Annotated in this window: 13 protein-coding genes and 2 pseudogenes; 5 read left to right on the top strand and 10 right to left on the bottom strand. The window is 33.4% G+C overall.

The genetic code is table 11. The annotated features are described in order from the left end of the window. Positions 1 to 375: 375 nt before the first annotated feature. Positions 376 to 1164 (bottom strand): anti-sigma factor, encoded by a 789-nt coding sequence (locus P5P89_RS19030; protein ID WP_278009728.1) that lies wholly within the window; start codon positions 1162 to 1164, stop codon positions 376 to 378. After that, a complete protein-coding gene (locus P5P89_RS19035; RefSeq protein WP_278009729.1) occupies positions 1164 to 1694 on the bottom strand; it encodes an RNA polymerase sigma factor in 531 nt (176 codons plus the stop codon). The genes P5P89_RS19030 and P5P89_RS19035 overlap by 1 nt, the downstream gene beginning before the upstream one ends. 744 nt (positions 1695 to 2438) lie before the next feature. On the opposite strand from P5P89_RS19035, the pseudogene P5P89_RS19040 reads away from it, so the two are divergent. Next, positions 2439 to 3022 (top strand): annotated as a pseudogene (locus P5P89_RS19040) (glutathione peroxidase). A gap of 49 nt (positions 3023 to 3071) precedes the next feature. On the opposite strand, the gene P5P89_RS19045 reads toward P5P89_RS19040, so the two are convergent. Further along, positions 3072 to 4019, bottom strand: coding sequence for a tRNA dihydrouridine synthase (locus P5P89_RS19045; RefSeq protein ID WP_278009730.1), 948 nt, complete (start codon positions 4017 to 4019; stop codon positions 3072 to 3074). 104 nt (positions 4020 to 4123) lie between these two features. Beyond that, a complete protein-coding gene (locus P5P89_RS19050; protein ID WP_278009731.1) occupies positions 4124 to 4621 on the bottom strand; it encodes a GNAT family N-acetyltransferase in 498 nt (165 codons plus the stop codon). Positions 4622 to 4809: 188 nt separating this feature from the next. Here P5P89_RS19050 and menD point away from each other — a divergent pair, with 188 nt between their 5' ends. Next, positions 4810 to 6471: a 2-succinyl-5-enolpyruvyl-6-hydroxy-3-cyclohexene-1-carboxylic-acid synthase gene (gene menD, locus P5P89_RS19055; RefSeq protein WP_278009732.1), complete on the top strand. Its 1662-nt coding sequence runs from the start codon at positions 4810 to 4812 to the stop codon at positions 6469 to 6471. Between the two features lie 54 nt (positions 6472 to 6525). Here menD and P5P89_RS19060 read toward each other — a convergent pair whose 3' ends face one another. Beyond that, positions 6526 to 7875 (bottom strand): M28 family metallopeptidase, encoded by a 1350-nt coding sequence (locus P5P89_RS19060; protein ID WP_278009733.1) that lies wholly within the window; start codon positions 7873 to 7875, stop codon positions 6526 to 6528. A gap of 150 nt (positions 7876 to 8025) precedes the next feature. On the opposite strand from P5P89_RS19060, the gene P5P89_RS19065 reads away from it, so the two are divergent. Further along, positions 8026 to 8880: a CvfB family protein gene (locus tag P5P89_RS19065; protein ID WP_269235890.1), complete on the top strand. Its 855-nt coding sequence runs from the start codon at positions 8026 to 8028 to the stop codon at positions 8878 to 8880. A gap of 54 nt (positions 8881 to 8934) precedes the next feature. Here P5P89_RS19065 and P5P89_RS19070 read toward each other — a convergent pair. Next, positions 8935 to 9806: pseudogene (locus P5P89_RS19070) on the bottom strand (lysophospholipid acyltransferase family protein). A gap of 110 nt (positions 9807 to 9916) precedes the next feature. Between P5P89_RS19070 and P5P89_RS19075 the strand changes: the two are divergent. Further along, complete coding sequence (locus tag P5P89_RS19075) at positions 9917 to 10555, top strand: rhomboid family intramembrane serine protease (protein WP_278009734.1); 639 nt, start codon at positions 9917 to 9919, stop codon at positions 10553 to 10555. Positions 10556 to 10607: 52 nt separating this feature from the next. Further along, the gene (locus P5P89_RS19080; RefSeq protein WP_278009735.1) at positions 10608 to 11297 is read left to right on the top strand and encodes an SIMPL domain-containing protein; all 690 of its coding nucleotides are present in this window, start codon (positions 10608 to 10610) and stop codon (positions 11295 to 11297) included. Positions 11298 to 11522: 225 nt separating this feature from the next. On the opposite strand, the gene P5P89_RS19085 is transcribed toward P5P89_RS19080, so the two are convergent. The 4 genes from P5P89_RS19085 to P5P89_RS19100 form a co-directional block, all read right to left on the bottom strand. Next, on the bottom strand, positions 11523 to 14333 hold the full coding sequence (locus P5P89_RS19085; protein ID WP_278009736.1) for a M16 family metallopeptidase: 2811 nt from the start codon (positions 14331 to 14333) through the stop codon (positions 11523 to 11525). A gap of 111 nt (positions 14334 to 14444) precedes the next feature. Beyond that, positions 14445 to 16706, bottom strand: a complete 2262-nt coding sequence (locus P5P89_RS19090) for a Gldg family protein (protein ID WP_278009737.1) — start codon at positions 16704 to 16706, stop codon at positions 14445 to 14447. A gap of 10 nt (positions 16707 to 16716) precedes the next feature. Continuing rightward, complete coding sequence (locus P5P89_RS19095; protein WP_278009738.1) at positions 16717 to 17664, bottom strand: ABC transporter ATP-binding protein; 948 nt, start codon at positions 17662 to 17664, stop codon at positions 16717 to 16719. A gap of 66 nt (positions 17665 to 17730) precedes the next feature. Next, complete coding sequence (locus tag P5P89_RS19100) at positions 17731 to 19104, bottom strand: RagB/SusD family nutrient uptake outer membrane protein (protein ID WP_278009739.1); 1374 nt, start codon at positions 19102 to 19104, stop codon at positions 17731 to 17733. Positions 19105 to 19111: the final 7 nt, after the last annotated feature.

Genomic DNA, 19111 nt, shown 5'->3' on the forward strand with positions numbered 1-19111 from the left:
AATTTGGTTTAACATCGTAAGTGGATAATGTAATCGATTGCACAAATTTAATTCAATAAAACTTATTATAAATATTTTTATAAAATAATTATGATTATATCTTGTATTTTTGAGTTAATTAGTGATAAACGTGAATATTTATGAGATTAAATTAATTTAAAAGTTGTTTTTATTTTAATGATGTAAAAATTAATCAAAATGTTAATTAAAGAAAAATAAACCTTCAAGTTTCTTAAAAAGTTATAGTAATAAATTTGATTAATTGAAAGAGAATACAATTTGATAAATCTGATTTTCGAAAGAAAGAAATTTTACAAATAAAAAAATCCCCAAATTTGAATTTGAGGATTAATTAAAAGCTGCTCTTTTCTAAAATTAAACTTTTCCTAAAGTATATAACTGTTCCATTGTTGGAGACGGACTACCTCCTTCAGGTTCCAGTGTAATACCAAAAGCTTCAGCGTAAACAGTCTGATCTACAGCAAATATTTTTTGATTATTGGTGTCAAAATCACTTAATAAACCAATACTTGTAGGAGTTAGAGTAGGACTTAGTTTAAGTGCCCAAACCTGATATACTTTTCCTTTTGGTGGTTTTGGAAGACCAGCAGCATCAATATAAGTTGTTTTGGTATCTTTATTCCAGTATACTTTTGCAAAAGATGTAGGAGAAACGGCCTGACCTCCTAATGTTACGCCAGTGTTTTTAATATCCCTTACAATGGTTAAACTTTTTTCTATTTCTTTATTTTGTTTGTCTAAATAAGCAAAATCTCTTTCAATTTTGTTTTTTTCGTTACCCACAGTTGTAATAACATCTTTTGTTTTTGTAAGTTCTAAAGTCTGATAACCCAAACCTAACAATAATAATACTGCTGCAGCCCAGCCAATATATTGAGTTCGGTTTGATGCAGGTTTCATTTCGACTACTTTGCCATATTTCAGTTCTAATCGGGTTTTTATTTTTTCAAAATTTTCTACCGAATGAAAAGGAGAAAAACTCGATGATAAGGCAACTATAGCTTTTTCTATTGAAATAATTTCGTTCTCAACTTCAGGATTATTTTTTGCCATTTCGGCTATTTCCAGGTTTTCAGTTTCAGTCAATAAACCATAAACATAAAGTTCCAGAATTCCTGATTCTATATATTCTTGTGCTTCCATTATATTTTTAAATAATTACGTAAATCATTAATACAGTTCCTGTTTTGTGTTTTGACAGTTCCCAGCGGTATTGCCAATTCTTCTGAAGCTTCTTGCTGGGTATATCCTTTAAAGAATAACAAATCGATAATTTCAATACATTTAGGTTTTAATTTTTTTACAAATTCCTGAATTCCAATTGTATCAATTTTGTTTACGAGTTTGTTACTGTCGTCTAACAGATGTACGAAATTATCAGAGGAAAGGTTTTTTTGGCTATTATTAAAATTTTTAGATCTTAATTTATCAATAGAAGTATTTCGTGCAATGTTGAGGATCCAGGTATAAAAACGTCCTTTTCCTTCATTATAAGAATCTATGTTTTTCCAGATTTTTACGAAAACTTCCTGTAAAACATCTTCTGCTTCTTCGCGGTTTTTTATTAAAACATTGATGACTGAAAACAAGCTTTTCGAATACATGTCATACAAGTGGGTGAAGGCTCTTTCGTCTTTTTTGTAGATTAAAGCTAATAATTCTTCCTGACTCATAAATTTAGATTTAAAGTTTTAACAAAGTTTAATTTACTTTTTAACTGGCTCATTATAAAGATAATTGATTTTTTCTGTTATTTTTTATTTTTTTTAGTGCTTATAACCCTTGTAGAATAAGGGGCTTTAAAAATAATGTACATTTTTGTTTCCTTTTTTAAAACCAAAAAGAACCTTTTTACGTAAATGCTATTATAACATAAATTTAAAATCAGTTTAATAGCAGTTAGCTAATGAATGTACATAAATTAAAATAAGAAAATAGATTGCTTAATAGAAAAATATTCGATTTGAACATTTAAGATTCGAATAAAATAATTAGACTAGTTGATGTTTTCGGGCTTCCAATGAAAAGATTATGATAATGACAATAAGGCATGAGTCAATAATTAGATATTTACCAAATACCACTTATGTAAATCCCCTGATTATAATGCCTTTATTATGATGACTTTTAACATCCGAAACATCAACTATATAACAGAAAATTTTGAACAATAAATTTTGGGGGCGGAAGCAGAACAGTTCAGTTTTACGAGCAGATCTGAACTGTTTAGTCTTCCGTAATTAAGAATATTGAGTATTTATAAATTAAATTTCATGGTTTGATTTGTTTGTGAGTAGAAGCCTAACGCCTGATTAACGTTAGGCTTCACTTTTTTATTTAACTTTTATTTTAAAAAATAAACTTTTGATATTCTTAATTTTAGTCGGAATTAAGTAATTTTATAAAAAAATAAAGCGATGAATAAAATAGTATTTTTAGTTTTTAGTGCAGTCTTTTTAATGGCAGCACAAGTTCAGGCTCAGACAAGTATCAAAAAATCGAACACAGAAAAAATTATGGGAAAACAAACCATTTATCAATTTAAAGTACAGGATTTATCGGGTGATACTTTTGATTTTTCTTCTCTGAAAGGAAAAAAATCATGATTGTAAACACAGCTTCAAAATGTGGATTAACGCCTCAGTATAAAGAATTAGAAGCTTTGTATAAAGAATATGGATCTAAAGGATTTGTAATTGTGGGTTTTCCGGCAAATAATTTTGCTTCTCAGGAACCAGGAACAAATAAGGAAATAGCTGCTTTTTGCCAGCAAAATTATGGTGTAACTTTTCCAATGATGGACAAAGTTTCTGTAAAAGGGGATGATATGTGTGAAGTTTATAAATTTCTTACTCAAAAATCCAAAAATGGACTTCAGGATTCTGAAGTAGAGTGGAATTTTCAGAAATATTTAATTAACGAGAAAGGCGAACTGGTAAAAGTTATAAAACCAAGAACATTGCCTACAGATCCAGAAATTGTGAATTGGATAAAAGGATAATATTTACAGGAAAATAATTAGAAATGAGATTTTTAGGAAACTGAAAATCTCATTTTTCATTTTTGAAAATTGAGGCAACTGCTGCTTCATAATTTCGAAAGCTTTTTGCTTTTTTTATCAGTTTTAATACTTTATGCGGATTTGAAAATGTTTCTGCAAAATATTCCCATAAATGATACATTTTTAGTAAAATATGCGTTTGTCCGGATAATGATTCGCTGTAAATAGCATATAAAGTATCATGAAAGTCACTGAATAATTCCATTCGGTTTGCAGGGTATTCCGGGCTGTTGTTTTTTATCATCGAAGGCAAAAAAGGATCAGCGATTAATCCTCGTCCAATCATCCAATGGTCTATGGTTGGAAAACGATTCTGCATTTCATGAAATTTTGCTACCGAAGTAATATCTCCATTATAATACAATTTATGCTTTGTATTGTCAATACATTGCTGAAACGCATCCAAGTGTACACCGCCTTTGTATAACTGTTTGCCAATACGGGCATGAATAGCAATATTTTTAATAGGGTAGGTATCTAAAATTGGCAAAACATCCAGAATTTCTTCTGTAGTCTCATATCCCAGCCTCATTTTCATAGATACAATAATATCGGTTTCAGTATGTGCCCTGTCCAGAATATGATTTATTTGATCAGTGTTTTTAATCAAACCCGAGCCCATTCCGGATTTGGTAACCATTGGATACGGACATCCTAAATTCCAGTTTAATTCTTTATAACCTAATGCCCTGACATACTTAGCAACAAATAAAAATTCATCTGCATCATTTGTTATTACTTGCGGAATTACCTCTAGGCCAATATTATTTTCAGGAAGTAAATCTCGTTCATAAGATGATTTTATAACCAATTTTCCATTCAGACGAATGTAAGGAGAATAAAATGTATCAATTCCGCCAAAAATTTTGTTTTGGGCATTTCTAAAACGAAAATCGGTAAATCCTTGTAAAGGTGATGAGAGCAGGGTAAAATCCATAATATTTGCAAAATGGCAAAGATACTATATGTAAACCGGATTTTTGGATATGATTTTTATCTTCTAATTTTTTTCAATTTTTAATGTATTTGCTTTCAACTATATTATTCCAAAATCAATTGCATGAATACAAGATCAAGCCAATGATCAAATTTGTAACCAACTTCACGAATTGTTCCAATAGAAACAAATCCAAATTTTTCATGAAAAGCAATACTTCCAGTATTATCAGCATCGATCGCGCCAATCATAACGTGATATCCCTGAGCTTTTGCTAACCGAATCAACTCAGTTAACAATTTTGAACCAACACCTTTTCCGATTACATTATCTATAACATATACTGAATGTTCAACCGTATATTGATAGCCAATTTTTTCACGGAATTGCCCATAACTTCCAAAACCAACAACTTCACCATCTAAATCAGCCACCACTACCGGAAGATTTTTAGCTGTCTTATCTTCAAACCATTTCGTCTGAACTTCCAAATTTTGAATTTCATAACTATAATTTGCTGTAGTATGCAAGATAGAATGATTAACGATGTCCAGGATTTTGCCTAAATCGTTTGATGTCGCGGGCCTAAGTGTTAAGTTCATAATAATTAAGATAAAAATAGAGATCTTCATTCTTATGAAAATCAGTTTTACAAATGTATTTCCTTTTTCTAAAAAACACATTTAATATCTTTCTGTTTTTAAGTTAAATCAGGAGTGAAGTTTGTAACTTTGTGTTGTCAAAAAGAAATTTTCATTTTTAAATTTCTTTAAAATAATATACTATTAGAATGATTTACCCCAAAATACCACTTGCTCAAAGCATTATCGAAATTTGCTCGGCAAAAGGAATTCACAACATTATAATTTCTCCGGGATCAAGAAATGCCCCTTTAACGATTGGTTTCGCCCAAAATCCTAATTTTAAGTGTTACAGTATTGCAGATGAGCGTTGTGCTGCATTTTTTGCTTTGGGAATTGCCCAGCAAACAAAAAAGCCAACGGCTATTGTCTGTACATCCGGGTCGGCATTATTAAATTATTATCCCGCTGTAGCCGAAGCATTTTACAGCCAGATTCCGTTGATTGTAATTTCGGCAGATCGTCCGCAAAATAAAATTGATATTGGTGATGGTCAAACGATTCGTCAGCAAAATGTTTTCCAGAATCATTCGGTTTTCAATGCTAATTTAACTGAAGAATCTTCGGAAGAAAATGATCTGAAAATAAATAAAGCTATAGAAATGGCAATTCTTCAAAAAGGCCCCGTTCACATTAATGCACCTTTTGAAGAGCCTCTTTATGAAACCACAGACACACTTTCAGTTGAACCAAAAATCACACCTGCTGATGAAATCATTGGAAAAAAAGCAATTGAAAATGTAGCAGATTTTGTTTCAATTTGGAATTCAGCTAAGCGAAAACTGGTTTTAGTTGGTGTAAATGAAGGAGATTCTATTGACCCAAAAACAATTGAAAACCTGGCTAAGGACCCATCAGTTGTTGTACTGACTGAAACTACTTCTAATTTGCATCATCCCAATTTTATTAATAGTATAGACACTTTAATTACGCCTTTTGATGATTCAGACTTTAAGGAATTTGAACCTGAAATTTTAATAACCTTTGGAGGAATGGTGGTTTCCAAGCGTATTAAAGGCTTTCTAAGAAAATACAAACCACAGCATCACTGGCACATTGATACGCTGCGTGCTTATGACACATTCAACGCACTGACCAAACATTTTGTAATGCAGCCAAATGATTTTTTTAATGATTTATTGCCTAAAACTATTTTTACAGAAAGTGAATATTTTGAGCAAATTAATCAGGTCTATCAGCTGCGAAAAATTAAAAGGGGAAAGTATTTAGAAAAAATACCATTTTCAGATTTTGAAGTATTCAAAGAAATAATCGAATCTTTGCCAAAAAACAGTCAGTTACAGATTAGTAACAGTTCGGCTATTCGATATGCACAATTAATTGATATTGATTCTTCTATCGAGGTTTTTTGCAATAGAGGCACGAGTGGCATCGATGGAAGTACCTCCACAGCAATTGGCGCTGCTGTAGCGAGTCAAAAACAAACCGTTTTTATTACCGGCGATATTAGCTTTTTATACGACAGCAACGCTTTGTGGAATGCTTATATTCCTAAAAATTTCAAAATTATTTTGATTAATAATGGAGGAGGAGGAATCTTCAGGATTTTGCCGGGCCATGAAGAAAAACCTGTTTTTAATACTTATTTTGAAACTTCACACCATTTAACAGCAGAGCATCTGGCAAAAATGTATCACATGAATTATTTTACGGCAGCTGATACAGATTCATTAGAGAAAAACATCAAATCTTTTTATGAAACCAATGACGCTCCTGCTATTTTAGAAATATTTACGCCTACTGCTGAAAATGATGTTGTTTTGAAACAATATTTTAAAGAGTTGATTTAAGAAATAATATACAATAAAAAAAAGCGTCAATTTAGGCGCTTTTTTTGAATATTTTTATCTAATTGGAATTGGAAAAACAGGGAGGCTTGAATGACCTAAGGCATCAACTGTCTGTACAGCAAAGAAATAGTTGTCTTTAGAGTATGGAATTTCAGTTTTAGTATCTTTTGTAAAAAAAGTCTTTTCCCAATAAGGTGATGAAGTTTCACGCATCAAAATATGGTATCCGAATTGTGGTTTATCATCTGGAGCATTCCAAATTAAAGTAGATGAATTAGAAAGGTTTTTAACTTCAATTCCAACATTTATCGGAGCTTTTGGAGACCAGGCCAGATTAGCCAAAACAGCTAAATTGGCACAGGTGTTTTTTCTCAAATAATCGAAATCCATAAATTCAGGGAGATCACCAAATTTAGTGTTGTTTTCTGTCCTTAAATCCTGATGCTGACGATCAAAGTTTTCATTCATTTCACAAAAACGAACCGCAGTAAAACCATTTTGACTAAATGGAGTATGATCACCACCGCGTAAAAAACGATCATTTCTATACACTAATTTTACAGAAAGCTGATCAACATATTGTTCTGTTACTGTTTTGATATAACGGGCTAATAATCTTGAAGGACTATCATTATCGCGATTAGTTGCTTTACGCATTTTAGCTTCTTCTTCAGTTTCTAAAAAAGGAATAGTTTCACTAAACACCCTGACTTGTGTATTGTCTCTTAAATTGGTTTCGCTAGATAAACTGTTGCCAATCATGTCATTATTTAACATAGCAATAATATTCCAGTTAGATGCTTTTGCTAACTCTGCCAGATGTCTGGATCCATACAGTCCTTGTTCTTCACCTGTTACAGCTACAAAAATGATAGTAGCAGAAAAAGATCTTTTACTCATTATTTTTGCGAGCTCCATTACAGCAGCAACTCCTGAACCATCATCATTTGCACCAGGTGCATCCGATGTTACATTCATTACATCAGAAACACGTGAATCAAGATGTCCGCTAATAATAAGTACACGATTATCATTAGGATTTGTTCCTTTTAAAGTTGCCATTACATTCCCAAGCTGACTGTCAGCTTTAATTCGTTTTCCATCTGCTTTAACAGTAAAATAATCTATTGTCGAAGTCAATCTTCCGCCAGACTCCAGGGCATATTTATCAAACTCAGATTTTACCCATTGTTGTGCAGCCCCAATTCCTTTTGCTTTGCTTTTAGTATCGCTTAAAGTATGTCGGGTTCCAAAAGTGACTAATTTTCGAACAGTTGCTTCCAAATTTTCAGCTTTAACTTCAGAAATCATTTTTTTTATCTCTGGATCTTCAGCAACCTGAGAAATAGCTATTTGATAAAAAGACAAAAAGATAAAAACGAAATAAAAGATATTTTTTTTCATTTGATGAGAGAATTATTTAAGGTTCTCAAATTTAATTATAATAAAAGAGGCTCGTTCACTTTTTATAAAAATATTTTTCGCTGTACTCACTTTCAAACTTCGTACATTTGCATTTTAAAACTTAGCTGAGTCAGCTTAGAACTTCAGAATATGATTGAAATAGGAAAATACAATACACTTACCATATTACGTGATACAAAAGTGGGTTTGTTTTTAGGAAATCCTGAAAAAGACCCGGAAGGAATTCATGATATATTATTACCAAATAAATATGTTCCTAATGAATTTGAAATAGGCGAAGAGCTTGTTGTTTTTGTTTATTTGGATCATGAACAGCGCCCGGTTGCTACGACACTTGAACCTTATATTTTGCTGAATGAATTCGCACTCCTACGAGTGAATTATATCAATCAGGTTGGTGCATTTATGGATTGGGGAATGGAGAAGGACATTCTCGTTCCGTTTAAGGAGCAGGCCCGTCCGATGGAAAAAGGGAAACGTTATCTTGTTTACCTTTACATGGATGAGAAAACAAAACGTTTAGTAGCATCAAGTAAAACCAATCAGTTCCTGAGTAATGACAATTTAACGGTTGAAAAAGGGGAAGAGGTTGATTTAATCGTTTCGCATATTACAGAAATCGGTATTAACGTTATTATTAACGAACAGCATAAAGGATTACTTTATAAAGATGAAGTATACGACGATTCGATAAGGACAGGTGACAGAATGAGGGGCTACATCAAAAATATTCGTCCGGATAACAAAATAGATGTAGCGTTACAAATTCAGGGGTACCAAAGTATAGAACCTAATGCAGAGAAAATTTTAGATGAATTAAGGGCTAATCGCGGCTTTCTGCGTTTAAATGATAATTCACATCCTGAAGATATCAAGACAGTTTTAAAAATGAGTAAAAAAACGTTCAAAAAAGCAATAGGTGCTTTGTATAAAGAAAAACTCATCGAAATAAAAGAGGACGGTATTTATCTTGTAAAAGAATAAATTCGATTCTATTCGCAAAAAAAGCTCAAAAGTTATATAACTTTTGAGCTTTTTTTAATTTTTTCGGTGTTTCCATCTTTTGTGCGTCCATAAATAATATTCAGGCGCTTCGTAAATTTGTTTTTCGACTTCTTTTATATACATCTCTGTAATTTTAAAATCTTCATAATCTTTTGGATTATCAGCAAGAGTAAGGAAAGTAGCTTCATAGTAGCCTCTTTTTACCTTTTTAACTTTTACCATTATGACGCTTAAATCGTATTTTTTCGCAAGCATTTCAGCACCGGTATGTACCGGAACTTCAATTCCCATAAAATCGTTCGAATGAAAGATACGGTCTAATTTAGGTGACTGATCACTGGCTAAACCATATAAGCTTAATTTTCCTTCACGCTGGTTTTGTGCCATCAGCGGAATCGCATTTTTGGTTGGAATCATTTCGCAATTGTATTTTGAACGGATTTTTCGAATCAATTTATCAAAATATGGATTAGCGAGTTTTTTATATACAGCAACTCCCTGAAATCCAAGTTTAGGATTAATGGTCAAAAGCCATTCATAACTTGCATAATGTGAGGCTACTAGTATTACACTTTTTCCTTTTTTTGCATAATCTAATATAAGATCTATGTTAGTGACATGAAATCTCTTTTCCATTTCTTCAGGCGAAATACTCATTGTTTTAATCATTTCTAAAAACATGTCGCACATATGCTGATAAAATTTCTTTTCAATTTTTTTCTTTCAGCATCATTCAAATGAGGCAATGCAAGTGACAGGTTTTCGCGGACTACTTTTTTACGATAGCCTATAATATAATACACCAGAAAATAAACACAATCTGAAAACCAGTAAAATATTCTAAATGGAAGTATGGAAATAAACCACAGTAAGGGATAGGCTAAGATATAAATGAGAAACTGCATCTAATTTTTTTTGCAAAGATAAAATAAAAAAAAATTCGGACTTAAAATTTAGTAAATCTCTAACCTTTCCTGAGAATTCTTATATTTACAATTCACAATAATTATTATTTATGAATACCATTTTGATAGGAATTATCATTGCCAATGTTTTGATTAGTTATAAAGGGTTTAACGATATTTATTTTTTTAGAAAATACGAATTTCATGTAGGAAGTATTAGATCGGGAGAGCAAATCAGGATGTTGTCTTCGGGTTTTTTGCATGCCGATATGATGCACCTGGCTTTTAATATGCTGACACTTTGGTTTTTTGCCCCAGTAGTTTTAAACTGGCTGGGTACTTTTTCTTTTGTTTTAGTTTATTTTGGAAGTTTAATTTTTGGGAGTCTCCTTACGATGATTTTTCATAAAAATGATTATAGCTACAGGGCAGTAGGAGCATCCGGGGCTGTAACGGGAGTTTTGTATTCGGCTATTTTATTGCAGCCTGATATGATGCTGGGAATCTTTTTTGTAATTCCGATTCCGGCCTACCTTTTTGGAATTTTATACTTATTGTATTCGATTTACGGAATGAGGGCTAAGAATGACAATATTGGACACACAGCACATTTTGGAGGTGCAGTAGGAGGTTATTTGATTACGCTTATAAAAGAGCCGTCATTAATGGCAGATCATAGTTTGATGACAATCTTACTCGCAATTCCTATTTTGATACTTTTTGTTATGGCGAAATTCGGGAAATTGTAATGCTGGCATAACTTTTGAAATGCCCTTATCAATAATCTTAAATATAACAAAAATGAAAAAACTAGTCTTATTTTTAACAATAACGTTTATGACAATGTCTTACGGCCAGGAAACAAAACAAATTCCCCAAATCAATGTTAACGGAGAAGGAAAAGTAAAAATTGCTCCGGATCAGGTTACAATATCTGCTACAGTTGAAACAAAAGGAAATAATGCTAAAGATGTCAAAAAACAAAATGACGAAAAAATCGACGCTGTTTTAAAATTCATCAAAAAAATGAATATTCCAACAGCTGATTTTAGAACAAAACAGGTTGCACTCAATCCGCAGTACGATTATGAAAAAAAGAAAACAAGCTACAATGCGGTTCAGACAGTAGAAATTCTGTTGAAAGATTTGTCTAAATATGATGAGTTGATGGAAGGACTGGTTCAGCAAGGGATTAATCGTATCGATAAAGTTTCTTTTGAGTCGTCTAAATTAGCACAGCATCAATCAGAAGTAAGAAAATTAGCGATGAAAGATGCTAAAGCAAAAGCAGAAGATTATGTTTCAGTTTTAGGACAAAAAGTAGGGAAGGCTTTTGTTATTTCGGATAATTCACAAGTATATCAGCCACAGCCTATGTACGCTTCCATGAGAATGAAGGAATCTGCAGATTCAGTTCCATCAAATGAGACGATGGCAATTGGAGAAATTGAAATCACGGCCAATGTAAGTGTTAGTTTTATTCTGGATTAAATATTAAATTCCAAATATTATAAAATCCAAATGCCAATATTAAATTGGTGTTTGGATTTTTTTATTAGTTTATAACTAAATATTTAGATAATATGTTGGAATTTTTTATAAAAAGTTTTGTGCATTTATCCTGATTAATTCATTTCATAATCGATTTTTCAACAAAAAAGGCTGCCTGGAAAGACAACCTTTAATGACTAATTAAAAAAATGTATGCTAAAGTTTCTATTTTCCTGAAGTTTTTTCAGGGCTCATAATCACTTCGACGCTACTTGAACTATCCAAAACGTGCTTACTAAACTGCTGAATAGTTTTTTGGTCAATTTTAGAAATTAAATTTTTATATTCTTCATCCTGTAAAAACGGAATCTGATTTAAACTGTTGTTGTAAAGGGTTGTATTCCAGAAAGAGTTGGTTTTTAATGATTCTTCGCGGTTTTTAAGAAGCGCTTTTTTGATGTCTTCCAGATCATTGGCATTAACCGGAACCGTTTTTAAATCATTCAATTCTTTCCATACAATTTGCATTAATTTCTCCTGTTTGTCTGGATTACAATCAAAAGTTAATGCAAGACTGAATGTTGGTGAAGGAATTTGTTCCAGATTACCCCCAACGTTTACACCATAACTTCCGCCTTCTTCTTCGCGAATGGTCTGTAAAAAGCGTTTAGACAATAACTCACCAATGATGTACATCGTCATTGCATTTTCTTTGCTGTACTCGGTTTTACCAGTTAAATTCAGATAAACAGTTGCTTTTGGAACTTCCATTGGACGTGTGAAATGCACCACTGTTTTTCCTTTTTTAGGTTCTATATGATGATCAACGAAATTTTCTTTCTGACCCGGATTCGATTTTAAGTTTCCGACGTATTTCTGAATTAATTCTAACCCTGACTCCGGAATATTTCCAACAAAAATGAACGTAAAATCTGCTGCATTTTTGATTCGGTCACGATAGATGTTTTCTGCTTTTTTCAGATCAATCGTTTCAAGGAATTTTTCGTTGAAGAGAAAAGTTCTTAGATTATGATTCGAATTTGCTAAATCAATAGAATCCTTAAAGGCGCTTCCATTATCTTTTTTAATAGTTTCTAAACGGTTTTTATATTGCTCTTTTAAAATATTAAAAATGTTTGGATCAAAACGGGGCGCTTCAAAAGAAAGGTACATTAACTGCAGCATCGTTTCAAAATCGGCTTTGTTTGAACTTCCCTGAAATCCCTGTATTTCATCACCAATAAACGGAGCCGACTGCGCTACTTTTCCAGCTATTTTTTCCTTTAAACCAATGTTGTCAAAATTGCCTAAACCTGAAGATCTTGCCAGGGTAGTTGCAATTTCTGCAGAGGTTAAATCCTCAGTTTTTACTAAAGATTTACCTCCTTTTGAAAAAGCAGAAAAAACAATCTGATCCTGAGAATAGGTTGTTGGCAGGACAATTATTTTAGCATCATTTTCTAAAATATAGCACTTTGCATCTTTTATTCCGGCAACCTCAAATGTTTTTTTGATGGCAGCTGGTTTTAATTCTTTTTCGACTAAAGGAGCATTGTTCTCTTTTTTAGTATAAGGTTCCAAAGACATGCTTTCTACCTTTTTCATCACATTGACAACAGCTTCTTTGGTCGGAAAATCACTTTTATCTTCTTCTGAACCCGTTACCAAAACTACCTGATTATCTGGTTTCTGGATTGTCTTGGCATAAGCGTTTAACTCTTCCAACGTAAGACTTTTAATAATCCCGACAATCAGTTTATAATCATCATCGGCAGAAAGAAACGGTTTTGCTTTCAGGAAATAATTGGTCAGTTTATCAGCCCAGCTTTCGTTATCGACTTTATCTTTATTGCTCAGAAAGTCATCATATGAACTGATAAAAAGTTTTTTGGTGCGTTCTAATTCCACTTGTGCGGCACCAAATCGTCTCAAACGTTCAGCTTCTGTGTAGGCTTCTTCAAAAGCTTCAACTATTTTTCCTTTTTTGGCTAAAGCCGAAATATTAAAAGACGTATTTAATCTTGAAACAGGGGAAAAATAGGTCTTTAAATTTAATGCTGCTCCTTGATTTTTGAGGACTAATTCTCTAAAACGGTTGTTAAGAATACTGGTGTAAAAAGAATTCATTACATTTTTTCGGGTAACGGTGCTGTCTTTTACCAAAGGTTCATCCAAAACATATTGGAGTGTAATTTCTGTAGAAGAAGCTTCTTTATCGGTTGCTGTTCCGAAATATAACTCATCATGATTTGGTATTTTTTCATATGTTCTTACGGCCGCTTTTTTGGCCAGAGTAATGTCAGAAAAGATGGTTTTGACTTTGTGTTCCATTAGTTTTACATCAATGTCACCCACTACAATTACAGCCTGTAAATCGGGCCTGTACCATTTTTTATAGTAGTTTCGCAATTCTGTATATTTGAAATTATTGATGATATTCAAATCCCCAATAACGTCTCTTTTACTATATTTTGAATTTTTATACAAAACCTGATCGGTCTGCATTTTTAAACGGAAATCACTCGTACGTCTTGTTCTCCATTCTTCTCTGATAACACCTCTTTCGGCATCAATTTCTTCATTGGTTAAAGATAAAGATCCGGACCAGTCGTGTAAAACCCAAAGCGTAGAGTCAATCAGTTTTTCATTAGTTACCGGAACTGTACTGATGTTGTAAACGGTTTCATCCTGAGCGGTATAAGCATTGATATCTTTACCAAAAGTGACTCCGTTTTTTTCCAGCATTTTGATGATACCTTTTCCTTTAAAATGTTCGGTTCCGTTAAATGCCATATGTTCCAGAAAGTGCGCGAGTCCGTTTTGATTGTCATCTTCCAAAATAGCACCAACATTCTGAACAAAGTAAAAACTAGCCCTGTCTTTTGGCTCTTCGTTGTGCAGGATGTAATAGGTCAGTCCGTTTTTTAATTTTCCGGTTGTTACATTTTTATCCAGCGGAATTGTGGTTTTGAATTGCGAAAATGTACAGTGAAAGCACAATAGCAGCAATCCGATTGTGATATTTTTTGTTGTCATTTTTTTGTTTTTATCAAATGATTGTCATTAAAGAATCTTTTGTGAAGTTTTTGAGTAGGTACAAAAAGGCAAGACCAAAGTCATCTTTAACGACATCACTTGGGGATTTTTTTATCTTCTGTTTCTTCTAATCAATATAAAAGCACCGCTTAAAATGATTAGTAAAGGAAATAATCCAATAAATACAATTTTGGCTATGAATACCTGATTGGAACTGATCGTAATCTTGTTATCGATTTTTTCAGGGCGTGTGGTGTCTATAGGAAATTCGTAATTAGTGAACCAGCTGAAAATGTCTGTCACAAACTGAAATGTTCCTGAACCGCCCCTGCTTAACTCGGCATTTCCCATAAAATCGGCATCACCTGCCACAATTATTTTCTGCGATTTTCCATTGCTATTTCTCGTTAAAGCAACAACTAACGGAACTGATTTTTGAGAAGGCTGTTTTTTCAGTTCTTGCGGAAAAGAGGTAATACCTGTTTGAGATTCCCAAGCCGGCTGATGGTTTGTTTTTAAAAGTGTTGTTACTTTAAACCCTGTTTCTTTTGCTGTTATAATACCGCTGCTTCCCAGAAACGGAATTGGATTATTAATTTTTGAAAGCTTAATTAAAGTAGTGTCAACATCTTTTTGGAGTTCTGTTACCAGGAAATCCGGTGAGTTAGTTTCGCTTTCCTGAATTAAGGCCTGTTTTGTAAAACTCAATCCTAGTTTTTCGGTTATTGCAGCCAAAGCCGAATTCGTTTCAGGTTCTGCCAGAAGCATTATATTTTTGCCCTGATCGATGTACTTAGTAATTCTGTCAACAGCGCCTTGGCTGAGTTGTGTTTTAGGATCAGCAAGGATTAAAATATCAGTATCAGCCGGAATATTTTGTGCATTAATATCGACAGTAGCCACATCAAATCCCTGATTGATTAACGAATATCTGAATGTGATTTCATTAAAAGCGGTTTTATAATTCTTATCTCCGGTTTTGGCAATACTGCGTTCCATGTTTCCGGTTGTAAAAACAACTTTAGGAGCCTTTACCACCAATCGTTTTAAAGCTGCAGAGATTTCTTTTTCATTTGGAGCTTTAAACAAATCATCATAGAATCTTAAAAATGTTCTTTTTCCGTTGTATTCCACCGTTCTCACTACACGATTCTGCTCTGGTCCAAGATCAATAATTTTCTTAATTTCAGCAGGACTGTATAATTTTTTAAGCTTCATATCCTGTGATTCAACCATTTTTTCAGCAAGCTGTTTGTCCGTTAATCCAGGATTTCGACCATAAAGTTCTGCATTGGTAGAAGTATCATAATAATACACATAGTCCATCTCAATTTGAGGCAGATATCGCGTATATTTAGCAAAGCTGGCAATATCCTCATTTTGATAATAAGGCATTGCCATGTAATAATTGATATCCAGAAGGTTATCATAAGCTGTAATCTTAATAGGACCATTCATCTGCTTCACTATGTCCAGACTGTTTTTAGTAAGCGTTCTGTCTTTTGTGCGGGTCATATCATAGTAGAACGTAAGGACAGCTCTTGATGTAATATAACCAAGTGATAAAACTACTGTTATTAGTAAACTGTATTTCAGTACTCTTTTTGAAAATGTCTGTGTATCACGCCCTGTCTGCAATTTGTAAATACTCAGTACAATAAAAAGACCACTGACCAACACAAAATAAAGTACATCTTTACTGATAATTAAACCTTCAAGCATTTCATTTGCGCGTCCTGCGATAGACAAGAAATATGTAATATCTTTTAGAACCTCAACATCCTGCCAAAGCTTACCAATGAAATTTAAACCTGCTAAAACGACTAAAGTGCTGATGGCAGCTACGACCTGGTATGACGTAAGACAGGACATAAAAAGTCCGATTGCGGCATAGGTGCAAACTAATAAATACAAGCCAATCAAACCTGAAATTGCAAATTTAACATCCAGGTTTTCAATAGAAAATCCTGCTATAATAACCTGTATACCCAAAATCGCAATAAAAAGCATACAATATGAAGCAATGGCGAGGTATTTTCCTAATACAATTTCTTTAATTTTAATGGGTGATGAAAGTAAAAGCTTAATGGAACCACTATTAATTTCACGGCTTACCAGACCCATTGTTAATAGTGGGACATATAAATACAGATAATTCTGCATTTCAGTGAAAAGTCCGCTGAATCCTGAAAATATAACCTGAGACAAATTGTCCATTGCCTGCCCGATTTTTTGTGATTTTTCAAAACGTTCGATCGAGTCGAAGAATTTCCAGCTGGACTGAATTGAAAATATGACTAAAACAACCCAGGCCACAGGAGAATAAAACATCGTGTTGAGTTCTGTTTTAGCAATTCTATATATTGTTTTCATTTGTTTGTATTTAAGAAAGAATAGCGTTTTTAGAAGGGGCTTTTTTTGATAATTGGGCAAAAATTTCGTCCAGGGATACTTTTTCGAACTGGATTTCGCGTAATTTCCAGTTGTTGGAAACGCTCAGTGCTACGATTTTCTCTGCTATTTGCTGCGTTCCTGAAAAAGTAATTTGTACTTTTTTAGGAGAAAGATAAACTGCATCTGTTACTTCTTCGATAACAGTTAGTGCCTCGATTGCTGGCGGATTTTCGAAACTTGCGGTTAATTTATCGGCTTCGATATAATTGTTAAAAGCATCAAGTGTATCAGAGAAAACCATGTGTCCGTTTTCGATCATTCGGATATCCTGACATGTAGCCTGAACTTCAGAAAGAATGTGTGACGAAAAAATCACAGCTTTATCCTGAGCAATTTTTTTAATTAAATTTCGTACCTCTAAAATCTGATTTGGATCCAGTCCGTTGGTTGGCTCATCTAAAACCACCAGCTTTGGCTCGTGAATAATGGCCTGAGCAATTCCCACACGCTGTCTGTATCCTCCGGATAAGTTTTTGATCAGCCTGTGGCTGAAATGTGAAATACCGCACTTTTCTTTTGCTTTTTCGACAGCATTTCTTAAATCTTCTTTTTTTACCAGTCTTAGCTGTGCGCAGTGAATTAAATATTCATCTACTGTTAAATCAAGGTGAAGAGGCGGTGTCTGTGGTAAAAAACCAATTAGTTTTTTCGCTTCGACAGGGTTTTCTTTTAAATTGATTCCGTCAATAAATATATTTCCTTTGGTCTGGTTTAAAACGCCACAGAGAATATTCATCGTTGTCGATTTTCCTGCTCCATTTGACCCTAAAAGGCCTAAAATCCTGTTTTCTTTGATTTCAAAACTGATATTTTGAATTGCCCAATCCTTACTGTATTGATGTGACAAGTCCTCAACTCTTACAATTGTTGTTTCCATAGTGATTTTTAAAATCGCAGGAATGTATTTTTTTTATGAAACACACTCCTGCGTTATTTTTATTATTTAGTATCCTTCCGTAGGATTTAAGAAGGGATTAGAACGAAGGGCAGCTTCTGGTATTGGATATAAGCGGTCTGTAGATTTCCAGATTTTGTCTGGTAAAACAGAAAGTGTTTCATCCAGTTTTCCGGTTCTTTTGAGATCCAGCCATCTGTGTCCGTTTTCTGCAAAAAACTCACGCTGTCTTTCCAGCGCAATTAAATCCAATAATTGATTAGAATCTGTTAAAGTAGTATTCCCAAGTAATGCTCTGTTTCGAATCACATTAATATCTTCCTGAGCTCCTGTGATATTATTTAATCGTACTCTGGCTTCTGCTCTTATCAAATACAATTCAGCTAATCTTAAAGGTGTAGAGCGCTGTACAGGAGAATCACTATAGTTTTTGTTATACTTATTAGGTGCAATGCCTAAAAATACGCCTTGTCTATTTGTAACATCAACTGTCCATATTGTTTTTCTGGCATCACCAGTTTCAAAAAGTGCATTTCCTTTTCTTAGTAAAAAAGGATTGTTGGTTCCAAATACAGAAGTTCCTTCGTAAGTATAAGCAACATTGTAGTAAGGTATTTGAAGAATAGACTCTTGATTATCTGCTATAAAAGGACTGTTTGTTGCACTTAAACTTGTTGTTATCTTATAAATTCCTGTTTCGTTTATAACTGCTGAGGCGTGTGTTGCTGCATCACTCCATTTTTCTAAATAAAGATTTACCCTTGCCAGTAAAGTTTCGGCGGCCCATTTTGTAGCCCTGATTCTTTGTCCGTTATTGTAATTATTGTAATTAATCGGAAGGTCCTTTGAAGCATCGGTCAAATCAAGGACAATTTGTGCATAAACAGCTTCCTGAGACGATTGTGGTAACAATGCAGACACATCTACATTTGTTGTAAGTACTAATGGTATATCTCCCCAAAGATTAGTCAGGTAAAAGAAACAATAAGCTCTTAGAAACTTTGCTTCAGCAATCCATTGTTTGCTTTTTACAACATTGAGGGTAGTACTTGCAGTAACACCTTCAATAACATTGTTGGCATTGTAAATCGTTTTATACAGTTCTCCCCAATTGGTGTTTATTGTTCCGTCAGTTTCCTGGATTTCATTAGAACTATAGACAGTGGCCAGGCCATTTGTTGGGACTAATTCATCAGCTGTTTGTCCGAGTACCGAATGGATTCTGTTATAATAAAAGTCGGCAACCATACTTTGGTAGATTCCATTTACTGCTGCATCGGCTGTTGGATCTGAGGTATAAACAGTTTTTGAAGATAATTGATTTGTTGGAAGCTCAACTTCAAGTGCTTCTTCGCATCCCGTAAGTCCTAATACAAGAAATAACGAGAATATATGGGGATATTTTGTAGAAATATTTTTCATGATTTTT

Source organism: Flavobacterium gyeonganense, from assembly GCF_029625295.1.
Taxonomy (GTDB): Bacteria; Bacteroidota; Bacteroidia; order Flavobacteriales; family Flavobacteriaceae; genus Flavobacterium; species Flavobacterium gyeonganense.

Excerpts from the sequence above, each read along its gene's own strand:
- P5P89_RS19030 (WP_278009728.1), bottom strand. The coding sequence starts at position 1,164 with ATGGAAGCACAAGAATATATAGAATCAGGAATTCTGGAACTTTATGTT.
- P5P89_RS19035 (WP_278009729.1), bottom strand. The coding sequence starts at position 1,694 with ATGAGTCAGGAAGAATTATTAGCTTTAATCTACAAAAAAGACGAAAGA.
- P5P89_RS19045 (WP_278009730.1), bottom strand. The coding sequence starts at position 4,019 with ATGGATTTTACCCTGCTCTCATCACCTTTACAAGGATTTACCGATTTT.
- P5P89_RS19050 (WP_278009731.1), bottom strand. The coding sequence starts at position 4,621 with ATGAACTTAACACTTAGGCCCGCGACATCAAACGATTTAGGCAAAATC.
- menD (WP_278009732.1), top strand. The coding sequence starts at position 4,810 with ATGATTTACCCCAAAATACCACTTGCTCAAAGCATTATCGAAATTTGC.
- P5P89_RS19060 (WP_278009733.1), bottom strand. The coding sequence starts at position 7,875 with ATGAAAAAAAATATCTTTTATTTCGTTTTTATCTTTTTGTCTTTTTAT.
- P5P89_RS19065 (WP_269235890.1), top strand. The coding sequence starts at position 8,026 with ATGATTGAAATAGGAAAATACAATACACTTACCATATTACGTGATACA.
- P5P89_RS19075 (WP_278009734.1), top strand. The coding sequence starts at position 9,917 with ATGAATACCATTTTGATAGGAATTATCATTGCCAATGTTTTGATTAGT.
- P5P89_RS19080 (WP_278009735.1), top strand. The coding sequence starts at position 10,608 with ATGAAAAAACTAGTCTTATTTTTAACAATAACGTTTATGACAATGTCT.
- P5P89_RS19085 (WP_278009736.1), bottom strand. The coding sequence starts at position 14,333 with ATGACAACAAAAAATATCACAATCGGATTGCTGCTATTGTGCTTTCAC.
- P5P89_RS19090 (WP_278009737.1), bottom strand. The coding sequence starts at position 16,706 with ATGAAAACAATATATAGAATTGCTAAAACAGAACTCAACACGATGTTT.
- P5P89_RS19095 (WP_278009738.1), bottom strand. The coding sequence starts at position 17,664 with ATGGAAACAACAATTGTAAGAGTTGAGGACTTGTCACATCAATACAGT.
- P5P89_RS19100 (WP_278009739.1), bottom strand. The coding sequence starts at position 19,104 with ATGAAAAATATTTCTACAAAATATCCCCATATATTCTCGTTATTTCTT.